Genomic DNA, 15025 nt, shown 5'->3' with positions numbered 1-15025 from the left:
GCAGCATCAGCCCGGCTTCCTCCCTCTCAGATGAGTGGGACGGTGCTCGCCGCTGTCAAGCACCTTCTGCATGGCTTCCCAGGTCCGGATGTTCTTGTCGACATAGGCCTCGCCGACCGCCGCGGCGGCGCGTTCGTAGAGCGGACCCTTCAGTTTTTCGAGTTCGGCGCGGGCCACATCGCGGTACCAGGGATTGCGGTCGACGGTGGCGACGGCAACGAAGCCTGCCTTCTCCATTGCCTCGCGATAGCGCTTCGGAGAGGCCATGGCGAAGCTCAGGTCTTCGGCGGCGATGTAGGCTTTCATATCCTTGGACGGTTCACCGTCGTGCGAGATCATCCAGTCGCTGGCGGCGAACTCGCCGCCCGGCTTCAGCACGCGGAAGATGTCGGCGAAGAGCGCGTCCTTGTCCGGCACGTGCAGCAGGGCATCCTTGGAAAACACCACGTCGAAGCTGGCGTCGCGGAAGGGAAGCCGTCCAGGCGGCGCCTGGACGAAATCAACCCGCCCCGAGAGGCCGCGCCTCCACGCACGGTCGCGCGCCGTCACGATCACCGGCTCCTCCACATCGAAGCCGGTCGCGTGCGCGGCGTCGTGGCGCTCCACCAGGTGCATCGTAATGCCGCCCGCTCCGCAGCCGATGTCGAAAACGGTCTTGCCCATCAGCGACATGCCGGTCAGTACGCGGTCGACTTCCTCGGGACCGCCTGGCGACAGGTAGCCTTCGCCCCACAGCGCTTCGAGAAAGCGGATCGCGGCATCGTCGTACTCGGGCTCGCTCACCGGCGGTTCTTCCATCCTCCGATTCCCCAGTCTGCGATCTCGTGCGGCGGCTGTCGAAAGTCCCGCAAAGCCTAGCGCACCATGGCCAAAACGCAACCTCGTTTGTTGAACATTCATTCAAAATGACTGGACAGGCGCGGATTGCCCGTGCCAGATTTGTCAAGGGAGAGCCGGTTTCGCCAGGCAGAAGCATGAAGAGCTGGGACGTCATCGTCATCGGTGCGGGCCATAACGGCCTCGTCAACGCGTGCTACCTGCAACGTGCCGGTCTGGACGTGCTGGTGGTGGAGAAGAACGACTGGATCGGCGGCGCCGCGGTTAGCCGCTCGCTCACGCCCGACTTCACCTACTCGAACTGCTCCTATGTCTGCTCGCTTTTCCGGCCCGAGATCATGCGCGATCTGGAACTGCCCCGGCATGGGCTGCAGGTGATCGCCTACGAGGGCGGCGCGGTGTTCACGCGGGACGGCGACTATCTCGCCAACTACCGCGACCACGATGCCCACCGGCGCGAGTTCGCCCGCTTTTCCGTCCGCGACGCGGAGGCATACGACCGCTACTCGCGCGACGTGACGCGCCAGTGTCGCTTCATACAGCCCCTGCTCATGCGCACCGCGCCCGATCCGACCAGTTTCCGTCCGCGCGACCTCGGCGAACTCATGTATCTCGGCCGCAAGTTTGCGGGCCTCGGGGCCGACGAGATGGCGAGGACGCTGCGGTTCTGGACGATGTCGATCGCCGATTTCCTCGACGAGTATTTCGAGACTGACGTCATCAAGGCCTATTTCGCGCTGTCGGGCATCATCGGTACGGCGCTCGGTCCGATTTCGCCCGGGACGGCCTACATCCTGCTGCACCACTACATGGGCGAGGTCGACGGCTCGGTCGGCGCCTGGGGTTTCGCCCGCGGCGGCATGGGCGCGGTCAGCAACGCGCTCGCGTCCTCCTTCAAGGCATCCGGAGGGACGATTCGCACCGATGCCGGGGTCGACCGCGTCATCGTCCGCGACGGCAAGGCACAAGGCGTGGTGCTCACCGGTGGCGAGGAAATTCGCGCGAAGATGGTCGTGTCGAACGCCGACGTGAAGCGCACCTTCCTGAAACTCGTGGACGAGGGCGACCTTCCCGAAGTCTTCCTGCGCCGGGTGAAGAACTTCAAGATCCGGGGCTCGTCGGGCAAGGTCAACATCGCGCTGGATTCGATGCCGGAATTCCCCGCCCTGCCCAAGGGATCTCCCTGCCTCCAGGCCGACCTGCATTTCACCGATTCCGTCGAGCGCATGGAACGCGCCTATGACGACTGGAAGGACGGGCGCTGGTCGGCCGATCCGTTCCTCGACGTCGTCATTCCCACCACGCTCGACCCCACCATGGCGCCACCCGGAAAGCACTTCATGAGCTGCTTCGTGCAGTATTGCCCGCCGAAGGTGGAGGGTCGCGACTGGACGGACGCCGACCGCGACGCCTTCGGCGAAACAGTGATCTCGCAGATAGCCGAGTACTCGCCGGGCTTCCGCGACCGCATCGTGCACATGGAGGTGCGCACGCCGCGCGAACTGGAGGCCGAGGTGGGGCTGACCGAAGGCAACATCTTCCAGGGCGAACTGACCTTCGACCAGTTGCTCTTCAACCGCCCGGTGCCGGGATACGCACAGTACCGCTCGCCCATCGACGGGCTCTACATGTGCGGCTCGTCGACCCATCCCGGCGGCGGCGTGATGGGCGCGCCCGGGCGCAACGCGGCAGCCGAGATCCTGCGCGACCTGAAGCGCGGCACCACGCACATGAGCCCGGCCCATGACGTCATCTGAAGCGGCGAAGTGGGACGCGATCGTCATCGGCGGCGGACATAATGGCCTCGCCTGCGCCGCGGCGCTCGGGCGGAGCGGCCGCAGGGTGGTGGTGCTCGAGGCGGCAAACGCGCCGGGCGGCGGGGCCTGCACGCGCGAATTCGCGCCCGGGTTCCGCGTCTCGGGCCTCGCCCACATCGTCAACCGGCTGCACCCCGAGATGGTGAAGGGGCTCGACCTCGCGCGCCACGGCCTGGAATTCGAAAGCGGCCCCGGCGCGCCGACGACGGCGCTTTCTCCGGACGGCAACCCGCTGACGCTTGCGGGCGCCTATGGCGAGACGCTGGCGGGCGAGGTGGATGGGAAGGAAAAGGCGGCATGGTCCGCATTGCGGGCGCTGCTCTTCCGCCAGGCGGGCATCCTGAAGCCGTTTCTGTCGCGCCGCCCGCCGGACCTCGCCTCCATGAACCTGTCGCAGGCTTCCGCCCTCGGGTCGGCCGCGCTTTCGCTGCGCCGTCTCGGCAAGGAAGACATGCGCGAATTCCTGCGCATGGTGCTGATGAACGTGGCGGACGTTCTCGACGAGCATCTTGCCGACGACCGGCTGAAGGGCCTGATCGCCTTCGACGCGACGCTCGGCGCGCATCTGGGACCGCGCTCGCCCACCTCGCTGCTCGGGCTCTACTACCGGTTGGCAGGCGAGATGGCGGGTGTCCCCGGCGCGCAAGTAGTGCCGAAGGGCGGCATGGGCGCGGTGGCCGCAGCCCTTGCGAGCGCGGCGGGAGCCGCCGGTTGCACCGTGCGTTGCGGCGCCGACGTCCGGAAGATCATCGTCGAGAACCATCGCTCCGCGGGCGTGATCCTCGACGACGGCGAGGAGATCCGCGCCCGCACGATCGTCTCGGCTATCAATCCGCGAACGACCTTCCTCGATCACGTCGGCGCGCGGCATGTCGGTACCGGGTTCGTGCGGGCGCTGACGAACATCCGCATGAAGGGCGACGCGGCCAAGCTGCATCTGGCGCTGGACCGGCCGCCCAAGTTTGCCGGGGTGGGACCGGAGGCGCTGCGTGGGCGGCTGGTGATCGCGCCGTCCGTCGACCGAGTCGAGCGCGCCTTCAATCCCTGCAAGTACGGTGAATTCTCGCCCGAGCCGGTGATGGAGATCACCCTGCCCAGCCTGACGGATGCCTCGCTCGCGCCGAGCGGCGCCTGCGTGCTTTCGGCGGTTGTGCAGTTCGCGCCGCATGCGCTGAAGGAAGGGTGGGAAACGGGCAAGCCGAAGTTCCAGGCGGCGATTCTCGACATGCTGGAGCGATACTCGCCCGGCATCGGCAAGACCGTCCGCCTCGCAGAACTGCTAACGCCGACCGACATCGAGGCGCGCTTCCGCATGCCGGGCGGACACTGGCACCATGGGGAGTTGCAGGTCGACCAGATGCTGATGAACCGGCCGGTCCACGGCGCCGACGGATACGACACGCCGCTGGAAGGGCTCTTCCTCGCCGGCGCCGGCTCGCATCCCGGCGGTGGCATTTCCGGCGCGCCGGGCTGGAACGCAGCCAAGCGTATCATCGAGATGCGGGGGTGAGAGTGATGTCGGAGTCCATGTTCAGGGCCGGTACCCTACGTTGCCCCCCTCTGCCCTGTCGGGCATCTCCCCCACGAGGGGGGAGATCAGCCGTCGCGGCTCTACTTGCGAACCTTCAAAATCGCCAGAGGAGCGACCCTGTTGAAGCTGCCGATCTCCCCCCTCGTGGGGGAGATGCCCGACAGGGCAGAGGGGGGCGCGAAGGATCACGGTCATGACAGTACACTCCCACGCCGGAGTCCCCGCCCGCCTCACCGCCCAGGACCACTGGCGCACCCTTCGCCGCGAGACCCCGTTCCACCCGCGGCTGGCGGCGCTCGCGCATACGAACGACTGGTACAATTGGGCCGGCTGCAAGGCGCCGCACTCGCTGTGGGACGAGGAACTCGAATACTTCGCCATCCGAAGCCAGTCGGCGCTGTTCGACATCTCGCCGATGGTCAAGTACCGGATCGAGGGACCCGAGGCGGAGGCCTGTCTGGAACGCGTCATGGTGCGCAACGTGTCCAAGCTCAAGCCCGGCCGCGTGCACTACACCGCCTGGTGCGACGACGAAGGCCATGTGCTCGACGACGGCACGCTGTTTCGGCTTTCCGAGACAAAATTCCGGCTCTGCTGCCAGGAGCGGCACCTGCCCTGGCTACTGGGCAGTGGGGCGGGCTTCGATGTCACGGTCGCGGATGAGACGGACGAGATCGCGGGGCTGGCCTTGCAGGGACCGACATCGTTCGCCCTGCTGCGCGACGCCGGTTTCGAGGGGATCGAGCGGCTGAAGGCGTTCGACCTCTCCGAGTTCGCGCATGAGGGCGGCCCGGTGACGATCTCGCGCACGGGCTTCACCGGCGATCTGGGCTATGAACTGTTCGTCGACGCCGCAGCGGCGCTGTCGCTGTGGGACCGGCTCTGGGAAGCCGGCCGGCTGCGCGGCCTGCGCGCCATCGGCTATGCGGCGTTGAACCGGGCGCGCATCGAGGCGGGCTTCATCGTCGCCAATGCCGACTTCGTGACGGCCGAACATGCGGTGCGCGCCGACCGCGTGCGCATGCCCGACGAGATTGGCCTGGGCTGGATGGTGGACGCGGAAAAGCCCTTCTTCAACGGCCGGCGCGCCATTCTCGACGCGCGGCGGAAAGGCACGCTGCAGCACATCCTGGTGGGGCTGGAGGTCGAGGGGAACGTCCCGGCCGAGCACGCGATCGTCTATCACGCAAGGAAGAAGGAGGCGGGCCTCGTCTCGGCCGCGATCTGGTCGCCGCTCGCCAAGCGCAACATCGCCATCGCCAGCCTGGCGCGTCCATCCGGCGACACGCGCAAGGACGATCTCTGGGTGGAGATCTATGCCATGCGCGAGCAGCAGTACGTCAAGATGATGAAGCGGGCGAAGGTGGTGCCGCGCCCGTTTTTCAAGCTCAACCGGCGCACGGCGACGCCGCCGGCGGACTTCTGAGATGCCCGAGGAACCGGAAAACGCCGCCCGCGAGGACGCGGAGAACTGGAACCTGGTCCGCACGCCGCTCGGCGAAGCCTGGTCCGGCCGCACGCGCTACGCCGCCGCCATGTACTTCTACAAGAAAGGTGAGATGAACGCCGACACGCTTGAGGTCTACCGCCTCTGCTCGCGGCTCGATCACCAGGATCCGCTGTCTATCATCAGGGACCGGGGCGTGGGTAAGGCGTGGCTGGAAAAGATGGAGGGCGGGTAGGCAGTCGGAGAGGAACATTCCCTATGGCCGTCCACGACCCGCAGGCCGGCGTTCTCCGGCTCCCGATCCTGCCACTCTTCCCGACTGCCTACTCCCGCCTTCTCACCCGATCGTCCTCTCCAGCAACCCCACCCAGTTCCGCCAGGCGATCTTCTCGACGAGATCGCGGCCGTAGCCGTGTTCCAGCATCGCGTCGATCAGCCTCGGCAGACCGGTAACATCGCGGATCGAGGCGGATACCAGCGCGCCGTCGAAATCCGAGCCGAAGCCGACGCTGTCCTCTCCGAGCGCTTCCAGCAGGGCATCGATGTGGCGCAGCATGATGACCATGCCGGTGTTGGAGACCATGCGCCCGTCCTCCCGAAGGAAGCCGGTGGCGAAGTTGAGCCCGACCATGCCGCCGCTCTCCCGGATCGCGCCGAGCTGCCAGTCCGTGAGGTTGCGGGCCGAGGGGCAGATGGCGTGCACGTTGGAGTGGGTGGCGACCAGCGGCGCGTCGGTGATGGCCGCCACGTCGCGAAAACCCTTCTCGTTGAGGTGCGACAGGTCGATCAGGATGCTCAGCCGATTGCAGGCCTTCACCAGCGCCTTGCCGGCATCCGACAGCCCGTCGCCGGTGTCCGGGGAGGACGGGAAGCGGAAGGGGACACCCTCGCCGAAGATGTTGCGGCGGCTCCAGACGGGGCCGATCGAGCGCAGCCCCGCGGCGTGCAGCACTTCCAGCATGTGGAGATCGGGATCGATCGCTTCCGCGCCCTCGATGTGGAACAGCGCGGCGATGGAACCCCGCTCCATGGCCGAGCGGATGTCGGCCGCGCTCCGGCAGACCGTCAGTGCGCCTTCCGAGGCGCGCTCCAGCCGGAAGAGGATCGAGGCCATGGCGAGCGTGGACTGGCTCGCGTCGGCGCGGGAAAGCTCCGCGGGAAGCCCTGCGTTCTCGCCCGCGCCGGGCGGCGGGCCGGAAATGTCCATGGGTCTCCCGACGGGCGGCGGAAAGACGGCAAAGAACCCGCCGGCGAAACCGCCCTGCCGCGCGCGCGGCAGGTCGAGATGGCCCTTGGGGGTGCCGTCCAGGAACATGCGTTCCGGCTCGGCACCGCCGATGCTCATGAGCTTGAGCAGCACGTCGTTGTGGCCGTCGAAGACCGGGATGAGGTCGCGTTCAGTCATGAGGGCGTTTCAATATCCGGAAAGAGCCGACGCGAAACGCGCGGGCTCTCGACCCTCCTAACCGATGCCGGCGGAGGGAGCAAATGCGGTCCGGTCGCAGCAATCTGAAACGACGGAAATCACCGCGCCAGGACGTCGTCCCAGTCGGGGGAATGGCGCTTGAACTCGTCGGCAACGAACCAGCAGGTCGGCGTGATCCTGTACCCGCCGGCGCGGGCATCGGCAATGAGCCGCTCGACCATCCGCTCCGCAATCCCCTGCTCGCGATAGGGCACCGGAACGAAGGTGTGATCCGCGATTACGCGGTCTTCGCCCACCCGCACGAAAGTCAGGCGCGAATCCTCGCCGTTCGGCATGGGAATGAAGTAGCGACCGCCCTTCGGGGTCGCTTCGAACTGGATATCTTGCTCCGTCATGTCTTCACCTCTTCAGGACGTCGGCCCATTCGGGATGCTTCTTGAACTGCGCGTTCGCGAAGGGGCAGAGCGGGATGATCTTCTTGCCGGCCGCGCGGGCGTCCTCCACGGCGCGGGTAACCAGCCGCAAGCCCGCCCCCTGCCCGCGGAAGGCGTCCGGCACCTCGGTATGATCGATGATGATCTGGTGCTGGCCGACATTGGTATAGGTCGTCTCGGCGATAGCGCCACCGGGCGCGCGCAGGAAGTAGCGGCCCTTGGAGCCGTTGTCCTCGTGCTCGATGGTCGTGGGTGCTTCGGTCATGCTCGTTCTCCTTGCGCGGGTGCCGGCAGGCTGTGGGCCAAAAATGCCTTCGCGGCGGAAAGTTCTTCAGGCCGGACCTCGTGGCCGCCCGGATGCCAGTCGAGCGTCACGTCGGCGCCGGCCGCGACGAGCCAGGATTCCAGCCGCGCCGTCAGGTTCGGCGGGCAGATCGGGTCGCGCCGCCCCGCCGTGATCAAAATGCGCTTGCCCGCGAGGGAACCTTCGATCTGAGGTTCGAACGGGATGAGCGGGTGCATGAGCACGGCGGCGTCAAACAGGTCAGGTCGGGCGAACATCGTGGTCGCGAGGATGTTCGCACCGTTGGAATAGCCGATACCGAAAGTACGGTTGGCCCTAGCCTCCGCTCGGTGCGCTTCCACGAAGCCGACCATCTTGCCGGTGGCGCGGGCGAGGTCGTCCATGTCGTAGACGCCCTCCCCGGTGCGGCGGAAGAAGCGGGCGGCACCGTGTTCCGAAACATCGCCGCGCGGGGAGACGATCGTCCCACCCGGAACGAGGTCTCGCGCGAGCGCCAGAAGCTGATCTTCGCCGCCGCCGGTGCCATGGAGGGCGAAGACGAGCGGACGCCCGGGCACGCCGGCCTCGATGCGGTGGATGTAACTGTCTCTGGACATGTTTCTGCTCCATTGACGGGGCGGCGGTCGAAGCCGCCGCTGCCGTCCTCAATCCGTGATCGGCTGCAGATGCGCTTCGAGCGACTTGCGCAGGTGCTCGTGCTGGGTCGGCAGCTTCAGCGCCTCGCCGAGATGGGCCGTATCCTCGTCGCGATCGAAACCGGGCTCGTTGGTGGCGACTTCGAAGAGCACGCCGCCCGGCGTGCGGAAGTAGATGGCCCAGAAATAGTCGCGGTCGATCACCGGCGTCACCTGATAGCCCGTATCCATCAGCGCCTTGCGCACTTCGAGCTGCTTGGCGCGGTTCTCGACGGCGAAGGCCACGTGGTGCACAGATCCGGCGCCAAGTCCGGCGCGGTTGCCGCCCGGCATCGTCTCGATGTCGATGAAGTCTGCGCCGTTGCCGCCGGGGATCGCCAGCCGCTTGACATTTCCCGACGTATCGACCGGCTGATAGCCCATGAAACCCAGCAGTTCCTCGGTCGCGCCGCCGTCCTTCAGCCGCAGCGATACAGAATGGAAGCCGCGTATCGCCTCGTCGGCGGGGACGTCGCTCTTCGTCCACGGCGCGCGGGCATCATCCTTCGTTTCGACGAGGGCAAACCCATCGCCGTCCGGACCGGCGAATGACAGGCGCTTTTCGCCAAAGCTTTCGTCGAGAGCCAGCCCGTTTACGCCTTCACCTTCGAAACGTTCCTGCCAGTAGCCGAGCGTGCCTTGCGGGACGGAAAACACCGTCGTTCCGACCTCGCCGGTACCAGGGTGGCGCCGCGCGATGTTCGGGAACGGGAAATAGGTCATCACCGTGCCCGGCGTGCCAACCTCGTTGCCATAGTAGAGGTGATAGACGTCCGGCGCATCGAAATTGACGGTCTTCTTCACCCGGCGAAGGCCGAGATTTCCGGTGAAGAAGGCGTTGTTCTGCCGCGCTTCCTTCGCCATCGACGTGACGTGATGCAGACCCCTGATCTGGTCGAGCATGGTCTTGCTCCTTTCCGGTTCACTCATGGACCGCGGTAGGCGATCCCTTCGCGACACAATGTCGGATTTTGCCACCAGAATGAAAGCGCACGGAACAAGAATACATCGTTCGAAATTTGTGAACAATAGAATGGGAATCGTTCATTATTCTCAGGTCAGCGAAACCGACCTGGGGGTCAACGCCCTGGCAAGCGGCAGATAAAAAGAGGACCCGCCGCGAATGCGACGGGTCCTTTGCCTAGTACGTATGGAGGGAAATCAGCTCCTCGGAACGACCATCCGCATCTCGTCGCGACGCTCAGCGTAGGAGTCTTCCTCGTAGGCCGGCTGGGCCTCGAGCTGCTCTTCCGTGAAGTTCGTGTAGAGATACTTGTCGCCGTCCTCATCGGTCAGGAACTCGAGCTGGTCCATGCCGATAGCGACCGGCTTTTCGCCCATGCCGAGGAAGCCGCCGACGTCAACGATGATGGCATCGACCTTGCCGTCCTGGCCGAGCACGATGTCGCCGATCTCGCCGACGTTGTCATCATTGGCGCCATAGACGGTTGTGCCGATGAAGTCCTCGGCGGACATACCCGTCGCGTCGAGCGGCTGCAGCGTCGAACGGTCGATCGCAGCGGTTTCCATATCGTCCGCGTCGTTCTCAGCCGGAGCCACCTGCTCGGCCGGAGCCTGAGCGGTCTCTTCTTTCGCAGCTTCGCCCTCGGCGGGTTCGACTACGACCACGTCGGACTTGCCTTCGGCGGCCGGCGCGGTCTCTTCAGCGGGGGCGGCGGCCATGTTCTGGTTGTCCGCCGTCGCAGCGTCGTTCGCCGGAGCGGCAGCCGTGGTTTCGGTCTCGGTCGTGGTGGCGCCATCAGCCGGTACGGTGGCTACGTCGCCTTCGGCCTCGTCGTCGTTTTCGACCGGAGCGTTGGCGAGGTCTTCCGCGGTGGCCGGTTTGGTCTCGGCAACATTCGCGTCAGCCGGCATCGGCTGATAGGCGAGACGGTCGAATTCCTGCTGCGCCTTCAGCGCGTCGGCAGTGGTTTCGACGACCATCCAACGGTCGTCGTCGCGGTCGACCCACTCGACGAGGTTGTATTCGATGGCGACGTCCTTCTGGCCGATGCCGAGGAACCCGCCGACGCCGATCACGACGGCCTGGATGCTGCCGTCCTTGCCGATGACGAGGTCGTTGACTTCGCCGATGTTCTCGGCATCGTCGCCGGTGCCGTTGTAGACTTCCTCGCCGATGATGTTGGACGCGAGATTGCCTTCAGCCTTGATCTGCATGGGGGCATCCTGCTGCTGCATCGTGGCAGCGGGATCCTGCGTGACAGGCTGTGCGGGGGTGGTCGTCTGCGCGATCGCGCCAGTCGAGATGAGGGTTGCGACCGCGGTGGTCGCCAAGAGGTTGCGGATCATGTTAGTCTCTCCTTGTGCATTTCACATGCATGGCCGCGCAACAGTCCGATCGTCGCTGTGAGGGGTGGGGCGCGGCCTATACAACGCCGGGTCAACGCGGGTCCACGGAAGTTGTTCCGGCCGCGAAATGCTTCCAGTACATTTTCTGACGCCGCCCAGAAGCTGCATTCGTTGGGGAACCTGCCAGCCTCGCCTGCGTTGCTGCCTGTTCGATTCCAGACTCTGAACCTGTTCACCCGGGAAACTCCTGAATGCATTTTCTCGCGATCCTGAACCGCGAAGGCGGGACACTGCGGACCACCGACCTTGACGCGTTGTCCGACTACATGCGCCAGTCCATGAGCCGGGCGGGCCATGGCATCGAGATCGAGATCGTAGCCGGAGCCGAAATTTCGGACGCGTTGAAGAAAGCCGTTGCACGTGAGGATGTGGACGTCGTGCTTGCCGGCGGCGGGGATGGAACGATCTCGGCCGCTGCCGCGATGCTGATGGACACCGGCAAGGCTCTTGCCGTCCTGCCGGCAGGGACGATGAACCTCTTCGCGCGCGGACTCCACATACCCCTGACATTGGAGGAGGCGATCGACGGCTACGCCCATGGCGAGGAACGGGCCGTGGACATCGCCACCGCGAACGGAAAGCCGTTCGTCCACCAGTACTCCATCGGTCTTCACGCCCGCATGGTGCAGCTCAGATCCCGCTTCGAATACGGGTCACGGTTCGGCAAGATCCTGGCGTCCTGGCGCGCGGCATTCGCCGTGATGGCCCACCCGCCGGCAATCGACATCTCGCTCGACATCGGCAGCACCCAGATCCGCACGCGGACCACCGGCCTCGGCATATCCAACAACGTCTTCGGGGAGGGTCATCTGCCTTATGCCGACAAGCCGGACGGAGGGGTGCTGGGCATCTATATATCCAGCGCGGCGAACCGGCTGGAGATACTGTGGTTCTTCCTGGCCATGCTGAGAGGACGTTGGAAGGATCTGGAAATGGTCGAGATCCACGAGTGCGAGACGGCTATCCTGAAGATCCGGTCCCCCTTGCGCCGCCACCCTTGCGTCATGGACGGCGAACTGAGGCCGATGGAAAGGGAGACGGTTCTCCAGATCCGCCCGAAGGCCTTGCGCGTTCTGGTCCCCTCTGCCGAAGCGACGATGCAGGACCGAGGCGGAAGCGCGACCTGATCAGTAGTCGTCGTCAAGCTCGTCCGGATATTCGCCGGTCGGCCTGCGGTTTTCCTGGTAGATTACGTAAGCGGCGATCGCCGCCAGCGGGATGACCACGGTTCCAACCCAGCCGGCGGAGCGAATCAGCGCCGGTGCCGCTGCCACAGCGGCGGCCGTCGCCATCGACCGCAACTGATCAGACCGTTCTTCGCGCTTGCGGCGCCGGGTACGCATCGCGGCGATCACGCGATGGGCGATCAGGATCGTGGCCGAGATCGCCAGAAAACCGAATCCGAACCAGAGGGCAGCGTAGAATCCGCCGTAGCGCTCGGCAGTATAGATGAAGCCCGCCGCGATCAGAAAACCGAAGCCCATCAGAAACGCCACGCCGGCGAAGGCGAAATCGATCACGGCGCGCCGGATGCGCCGCGCCGTGCGCGCCGCATCCAGATTGGTGATCATGTCAAAGATGGAGCCCAGCACGAACCGGCTCTAGCGGCGGGCGATCAGAGCGAAGAGGAACCCGACGCCAGCGGCGATGGCTAGCGACGTCACTGGCTTTTCGCGGACGGTCATGACGATTTGCGCTTCCATGTCGCGCGCGCTGGCGCGAATGTCGTCCAGAGCAGCCTCGCCCTGGGCGCGAATATGCTCTGCGCCGCTGATTGCAGCACGGCGGGCCGCCGCCGCCGAACGCTCGCCGGAACTCGACAACTGGGCCTTCAGGAGTGCCATCTCTTCCCGCAGCAGGGCGATCTGCGCCTCGAAATCCTCGCGGGAATCGATCTTCTCCGCCTTCGGATCGTTGCTCGGCTTTTCGCTTTTCGCTTGCGTCGCGCTCATGAAAACGTTCTTCCTCTAACAAACAGAAGGCGAAACGCGGCTGCCGCCGTCGGGTTCCGCAATGTCGATCGGGGAACCAGTATACATGAAAATTCGTTTCGCGGCGGGAATCCAGCTGGAAATATCCTGATGCAGCCCCGCCTTCCCAAGAAGCCGCCCATCCTGCGGCTTCCGCCGAAATCCAACATCGATCTCATGATTTCGAAGGCGGCGGAACTGGCGGCGATCGCGGTCGGCATCGTCGCTGTCGTGTTCGCACTCGACGCGGCGGAATTCGTACTGGCGCCCGTAACGACTGCGATCGTCATCGGCCTGATGCTCGGACCGGTCGCCACGCGGCTGGAACGCCACGGAGTGCCGGCCACCGTTTCGGCCGGGGCGGTGGTCATCCTCTTTCTCGTCATTCTCGCAGTCGCCGCAACCGCGCTCGCGGCACCGCTGGGGACCTGGATGAACCGGGCACCGCAGATCTGGCAGGAGTTGCAGATCCACCTGTCGCAGTTGCGCGAACCGCTCGGTACGCTTCAGGACATCCGCGACCAGTTGCGTACGGCAGTCGGCGACGGCGGGGTGACGGTTTCGGTGGATGAAAGCTCCACCGTCGAAAGCGTCGCTACCCTTGCGCCGGCAATCATCGGCCAGGTCCTGCTCTTCCTCGCCAGTCTCTATTTCTTCGTCGCCACCCGCTATCAGACGCGCCACTCCATCCTGCAGGTCTGCGTCTCGCGCAAGCTGCGCTGGCGCGTCGCGCACATCTTCCGCGACGTCGAGCGCAGCGTCTCCCGCTACCTCCTGTCGATCTCGATCATCAACGTGGGCCTCGGCTTCGCCGTGTCGATTGCCATGTTGGCGATCGGGATGCCGTCGCCGGCACTCTGGGGCGCGCTGGCCGGTCTCCTGAACTTCGTTGTCTATCTCGGACCCGCAGTGATGGCGGTGATCCTCTTCGCGGTCGGCCTCACGCAGTTCGATACGCTGGGCGGCAGCCTGCTTCCGCCGCTGGTCTACCTCGCGATCAACCTGGTCGAGGCACAATTCGTGACGCCGCACGTCATCGGGCGCGCCATGACGATGAACCCCTTCGTGGTGATCCTGTCGATTGCCTTCTGGATATGGATCTGGGGACCGCTCGGCGGCTTCATCGCCATCCCCGTGCTGCTCGTCCTCTATTCGGTTGCAGCGAACATCATCCCCGGAATCCCGTGGATGCCGGAGGAACACACCGCCACCTTGCGCCGGGTGGATCTGAGGAACATCCGCCGCTAAGCCTCCGGTGTCGTTGCGCGGCCGGTGGACTTCCGAATTCGCTGCTGCGATGAAGGGCCAGCATACACGCAGGAGCACGAGCTGGGGTCATGGACGACTACGGGCAGTGGATAGGCAGGACTGAGACGCGACGCGACATCGTCGTCGCCGGTCCGCTGGACCGCCTCGCCGCGACGCTGGACCGCACCGATCCGCCGCTGAAGCCCGGCGATCAGGCGCCTCCCCTCGCCCACTGGCTCATGTTCCTGCCGGGCGAGCCGCAGTCTGCGCTAGGCCCCGATGGCCATGCAAGGCGCGGCGGGTTCCTTCCCCCCGTGCACGAACTGCCGCGGCGCATGTGGGCGGGCAGCCGGCTCAAGTTTCCCGGCGACCTCCGCGTCGGGATGGAGGTCGAACGAAGGTCGCTGATCGCAGACGTGAAGCAGAAGGAAGGCGAGACGGGCAGCCTGGTCTTCGTGACGGTGCGCCACGAGATCGGCGAGCCCGGCGGACCGGCGCTGGTGATCGACGAACACGACATCGTCTACCGCGGCCTCGCCGGGGCTGCCGCGAAAAGCGCCATCGCCGCCCCGGCCTCAGGGGAATGGCGGCGCGAGATCGTGCCCGACCCCGTCCTCCTCTTCCGTTACTCGGCGCTTACCTTCAATGGCCACCGCATCCACTACGACCGCGAATACACCGCGCATGAAGAAGGCTATCCCGGCCTCGTGGTTCACGGGCCGCTGATAGCGACGCTCCTGCTGGACCTCGTGCGCCGGGAACGCCCGGGGAGCCGGATCGACGCCTTCTGCTTCCGCGCGATGGCGCCGCTCTTCGACGGGCGCCGGATGGCGGTTAATGGCGCCACGCCCGACGCCCACGGGAACGTCTCGCTCTGGGCGGAGAACGCGGAGGGCGGCCTCGCGATGAAGGCGGAGGCGAGAATCGGCTGAGACGGGAACACCAGTAGAGGGCCCGACTGCGCTTC

Annotated in this window: 16 protein-coding genes; 7 read left to right on the top strand and 9 right to left on the bottom strand. The window is 65.7% G+C overall.

Features of this window, described 5'->3' with window-relative positions; translation table 11 throughout:
• Positions 1-6 precede the first annotated feature (6 nt).
• The gene (locus ABGN05_RS11700) at positions 7-798 is read right to left on the bottom strand and encodes a methyltransferase domain-containing protein (protein ID WP_367954181.1); all 792 of its coding nucleotides are present in this window, start codon (positions 796-798) and stop codon (positions 7-9) included.
• Positions 799-974: 176 nt separating this feature from the next.
• On the opposite strand from ABGN05_RS11700, the gene ABGN05_RS11695 reads away from it, so the two are divergent.
• From ABGN05_RS11695 to ABGN05_RS11680, 4 genes are all read left to right on the top strand, one after another.
• On the top strand, positions 975-2594 hold the full coding sequence (locus ABGN05_RS11695; protein WP_367954180.1) for a phytoene desaturase family protein: 1620 nt from the start codon (positions 975-977) through the stop codon (positions 2592-2594).
• The gene (locus tag ABGN05_RS11690; RefSeq protein WP_367954179.1) at positions 2581-4164 is read left to right on the top strand and encodes a phytoene desaturase family protein; all 1584 of its coding nucleotides are present in this window, start codon (positions 2581-2583) and stop codon (positions 4162-4164) included. The genes ABGN05_RS11695 and ABGN05_RS11690 overlap by 14 nt, the downstream gene beginning before the upstream one ends.
• Positions 4165-4378: 214 nt before the next feature.
• Positions 4379-5611 carry an aminomethyl transferase family protein gene (locus ABGN05_RS11685; RefSeq protein ID WP_367954178.1) on the top strand — a complete coding sequence of 411 codons (1233 nt, stop codon included), beginning with the start codon at positions 4379-4381 and terminating at the stop codon, positions 5609-5611.
• Between the two features lies 1 nt (position 5612).
• Complete coding sequence (locus ABGN05_RS11680; RefSeq protein WP_367954177.1) at positions 5613-5867, top strand: hypothetical protein; 255 nt, start codon at positions 5613-5615, stop codon at positions 5865-5867.
• Positions 5868-5969: 102 nt separating this feature from the next.
• Here ABGN05_RS11680 and ABGN05_RS11675 read toward each other — a convergent pair whose 3' ends face one another.
• The 6 genes from ABGN05_RS11675 to ABGN05_RS11650 all read right to left on the bottom strand — a co-directional run bounded on the left by ABGN05_RS11675 (position 5970) and on the right by ABGN05_RS11650 (position 10780).
• Positions 5970-7037 (bottom strand): dipeptidase, encoded by a 1068-nt coding sequence (locus ABGN05_RS11675; protein ID WP_367954176.1) that lies wholly within the window; start codon positions 7035-7037, stop codon positions 5970-5972.
• A gap of 119 nt (positions 7038-7156) precedes the next feature.
• A complete protein-coding gene (locus tag ABGN05_RS11670) occupies positions 7157-7453 on the bottom strand; it encodes a GNAT family N-acetyltransferase (protein WP_367954175.1) in 297 nt (98 codons plus the stop codon).
• A 4-nt stretch (positions 7454-7457) separates the two neighbouring features.
• On the bottom strand, positions 7458-7757 hold the full coding sequence (locus ABGN05_RS11665) for a GNAT family N-acetyltransferase (protein ID WP_367954174.1): 300 nt from the start codon (positions 7755-7757) through the stop codon (positions 7458-7460).
• Positions 7754-8392, bottom strand: a complete 639-nt coding sequence (locus ABGN05_RS11660) for an alpha/beta hydrolase (RefSeq protein WP_367954173.1) — start codon at positions 8390-8392, stop codon at positions 7754-7756. The genes ABGN05_RS11665 and ABGN05_RS11660 overlap by 4 nt, the downstream gene beginning before the upstream one ends.
• Positions 8393-8440: 48 nt before the next feature.
• Positions 8441-9373, bottom strand: a complete 933-nt coding sequence (locus ABGN05_RS11655; protein ID WP_367954172.1) for a VOC family protein — start codon at positions 9371-9373, stop codon at positions 8441-8443.
• A 258-nt stretch (positions 9374-9631) separates the two neighbouring features.
• Positions 9632-10780 (bottom strand): PRC-barrel domain-containing protein, encoded by a 1149-nt coding sequence (locus tag ABGN05_RS11650; protein WP_367954171.1) that lies wholly within the window; start codon positions 10778-10780, stop codon positions 9632-9634.
• 251 nt (positions 10781-11031) lie between these two features.
• On the opposite strand from ABGN05_RS11650, the gene ABGN05_RS11645 reads away from it, so the two are divergent.
• Complete coding sequence (locus ABGN05_RS11645) at positions 11032-11967, top strand: diacylglycerol/lipid kinase family protein (protein ID WP_367954170.1); 936 nt, start codon at positions 11032-11034, stop codon at positions 11965-11967.
• Here ABGN05_RS11645 and ABGN05_RS11640 read toward each other — a convergent pair whose 3' ends face one another.
• Together ABGN05_RS11640 and ABGN05_RS11635 are read right to left on the bottom strand one after the other, a co-directional pair.
• A complete protein-coding gene (locus tag ABGN05_RS11640; protein WP_367954169.1) occupies positions 11968-12411 on the bottom strand; it encodes a hypothetical protein in 444 nt (147 codons plus the stop codon).
• A gap of 30 nt (positions 12412-12441) precedes the next feature.
• Entirely contained in the window at positions 12442-12792 is a 351-nt protein-coding gene (locus ABGN05_RS11635; RefSeq protein WP_367954168.1) for an ElaB/YgaM/YqjD family protein, read from the bottom strand.
• Positions 12793-12921: 129 nt separating this feature from the next.
• On the opposite strand from ABGN05_RS11635, the gene ABGN05_RS11630 reads away from it, so the two are divergent.
• Together ABGN05_RS11630 and ABGN05_RS11625 are read left to right on the top strand one after the other, a co-directional pair.
• A complete protein-coding gene (locus ABGN05_RS11630; protein ID WP_367954167.1) occupies positions 12922-14058 on the top strand; it encodes an AI-2E family transporter in 1137 nt (378 codons plus the stop codon).
• Positions 14059-14147: 89 nt separating this feature from the next.
• Entirely contained in the window at positions 14148-14990 is an 843-nt protein-coding gene (locus tag ABGN05_RS11625) for an HTD2 family dehydratase (RefSeq protein WP_367954166.1), read from the top strand.
• The last annotated feature ends 35 nt before the right edge of the window (positions 14991-15025 follow it).

This window comes from Aquibium pacificum (genome assembly GCF_040839445.1).
GTDB classification, from domain to species: domain Bacteria; phylum Pseudomonadota; class Alphaproteobacteria; order Rhizobiales; family Rhizobiaceae; genus Aquibium; species Aquibium pacificus.
Note: the sequence above shows the minus strand (reverse complement) of the source record. Positions and strands in the feature narration are given on the sequence as shown.